Below are 2,469 nucleotides of genomic sequence, written 5' to 3' on the forward strand. Positions count from 1 at the left end.
CGCCACCTGCTTCGGCATCTTCCCGGACGCGAGCGCGGCCACGGCCGCGGCAAGCGCCCTGCCCGCCGCCTGGTGGCGCCGGGGCGGCGGTCTTGCGCCGCCTACCGCTCCAGCCAGGTCCTGAGCCGGCCCGGGGCCGCCATCATGTCGGCCTCGGGGCCGCAATACGAAAAACGCAGGAAGCGCGCGCCGCGGTCGCGCTCGAAACCCACGCCGGGTGTCGCGGCGATCCCCGCGCCCTCCAGCATGCGGGCGCAGAAATCCAGGCTGTCATTGGTCAGGTGGCCGATGTCGCACCAGAGATAGAAGGCGCCATCCGCCTGCGCGATGCGGTCGAAGCCCGCCGCCGGCAGCCCGGCCAGCAGCGCGGCGCGCGACCGCGCATAGCGCGCCTTGTTCGCCTCCAGCTCCTGCGTGCAGCCGAAGGCCGCCTCGGCCGCCACCTGCGCCACATGCGGCGCGCTGATGAAGAAATTCTGGGCGAGGCATTCGACGGGACGGACCAGATCCTCAGGCAGCACGAGCCAGCCGATGCGCCAGCCCGTCATCGAGAAGTATTTGGAGAAGCTGTTCACCACGATGGCGCTGTCGCTGCAGGACGCGGCCGTGCTCTCCGCGACGCTGCCATAGGACAGGCCGTGATAGATCTCGTCGGATACGAGGCGCACGCCGTTGCGCGCGCACCATTCGGCGATGCCGCGCAGCTCCTCCGGCGAGAGCATGGTGCCGGCAGGGTTGCAGGGGCTGGCGACGATCAGCCCGGCCGGCAGCGGATCGAGCTTTTCGAGCATCGCCAGCGTCGGCTGGAAGCGCGTGGCGGCGTCGCAGGGCAGCAGCTGCGGCACCATGCCGAGCGCGGTCAGGATGTTGGCGTAGGGCGGATAGAAGGGTGCCGCCATCGCCACGCGGTCGCCGGGATCGAAGGCGGCGAGGAAGGCGAGCGGAAAGGCGCCCGAGGCACCGACCGTGACGGCGATGCGCGAGGCCGGCACTGTCACACCGTATTTCGCCGCGTAGTGGTCGGCGATGCGCGCGCGGAGCGAGGCGAGGCCGAAGGCCTCCGTGTAGCCCATCGGCGCGCCGGCCTGCAGCGCGCGGATCGCGGCCTCGGCGGCGCCGCGCGGCGCGCCGGTGCCGGGCTGCCCGACCTCCATGCGGATCACACCCAGGGCATCGGGGTAGGCCCCCGGCGGCAGCGCCGCGGCGCGCGCATTGGCCGCCGCGATCACATCCATCACCAGGACGGGCGGCGCTTCCGCCCCGCGCCCGACCTTCAGCGCCATCCGCTCAGCGATCCAGCCCGCCAAGCGCGAGGCCGGACCCGCGCGGATCGGTCGCCGCGGTGCAGTCCTGCGCCGCGCCGGGCAGGTAGCGTCCGCAGCCGATCGCGGCGGCGCGCCCGGGCTCGGCGATGCCCGAGACCGCTGCCGTGGCGGGCTGCCCGCGCACCAGGCCGGCGAGCGCCTGGGCGGCGGCGAGCGCGGCCATCCCCTGGCCACTGCCGGCGGCGGCGGCGCGGAAGGCGCGCACATTCGGGTTGTGGGCCAGTCCTGCGGCCAGCAGCGGCGGTCGGACCTGGCCGAGATCCGGCGCGGCGGCCAGCAGGATGCCGGTGCCCGGCGCCACGCGGCCGGTGCCGAACAGGTTGTTCATGGTGAAGGCACAGGCCACCGCCATCCCGTCGCGGTCGAGCACCAGCAGCGTCGCCGTGGCCGGCATCAGGGAAGGGCCGGCGGGCGGCGGCGGGCTGCCGGCGAGCAGCGCCTGGAAGGCGGCCTCCGTCTCCGCCCCGCCCGTCACCTCGGCCGGCAGGAAGGAGGCGATGTCGGAGCCGATCCGTTGCTGCCGCGCCTGGACGATGCGCGGGATGGAGGCGCGCAGGTCGTTCACCGTCAGGCCGCCGCCGGCGGGGACCGAGGCTTCCTCCAGCCGCCGCGCCAGGCCGCCCTGGTGCAGGTCGCCGACGCCCGCGGTGCGCAGCGTCGCGAGCGTGACGCCGAGATCGGCCTGCACCAGCCGCTCGCCCACCTGCGGCGGGCGGCCATCCGCGCCGCCGAAGGCCGCGGCCGACCAGGGATCGGCGAAGAGCGGACCGGCGCCGGCGGCGAGGTCCGCGGCCAGGGCGCGGCTCGTCTCGAAGCCGAAGCGCGCGGCCTGCTCGGCGGGCGCGATCAATTCCTCGAAGGGGCGCTGCCCGCCGCGGGTGTGCAGCGCGAACAGCCCACGCGCCAGCATCGGCACCGCCGCCGGCCGATCCGCCCCCGCCGGCATGCCGGAGCGCGCGCCGGGCGGGAACAGCACCGCCTCGGCCTCGTTGCGGCGCGGGTTGTAGCGCAGGCCGGCGCCGCCGCCGCCGAGGCCGGCGCGGGAGGGCAGCGTGACCGCCATGGTCATTCCCGCCGCCCCCCCCGCCGCGGCCGCGGGGGCGCCCGGGGGTGGCCCGGGGCGGGGCCCCGGGGGCCCCCCCCC

General features: G+C 76.0%; 2 protein-coding genes. Both read right to left on the reverse strand.

Annotated features, from left to right (window positions below):
• Nucleotides 1-101 precede the first annotated feature (101 nt).
• The gene (locus tag AC1MIR_RS05775) at nucleotides 102-1,283 is read right to left on the reverse strand and encodes a pyridoxal phosphate-dependent aminotransferase (protein ID WP_480027233.1); all 1,182 of its coding nucleotides are present in this window, start codon (nucleotides 1,281-1,283) and stop codon (nucleotides 102-104) included.
• Between the two features lie 4 nt (nucleotides 1,284-1,287).
• Nucleotides 1,288-2,469 (reverse strand): gamma-glutamyltransferase (locus AC1MIR_RS05780; RefSeq protein ID WP_480027234.1); only part of this gene is annotated, 1,182 nt, incomplete at its 5' end.

The organism is Falsiroseomonas sp. RANM36, from assembly GCF_056682175.1.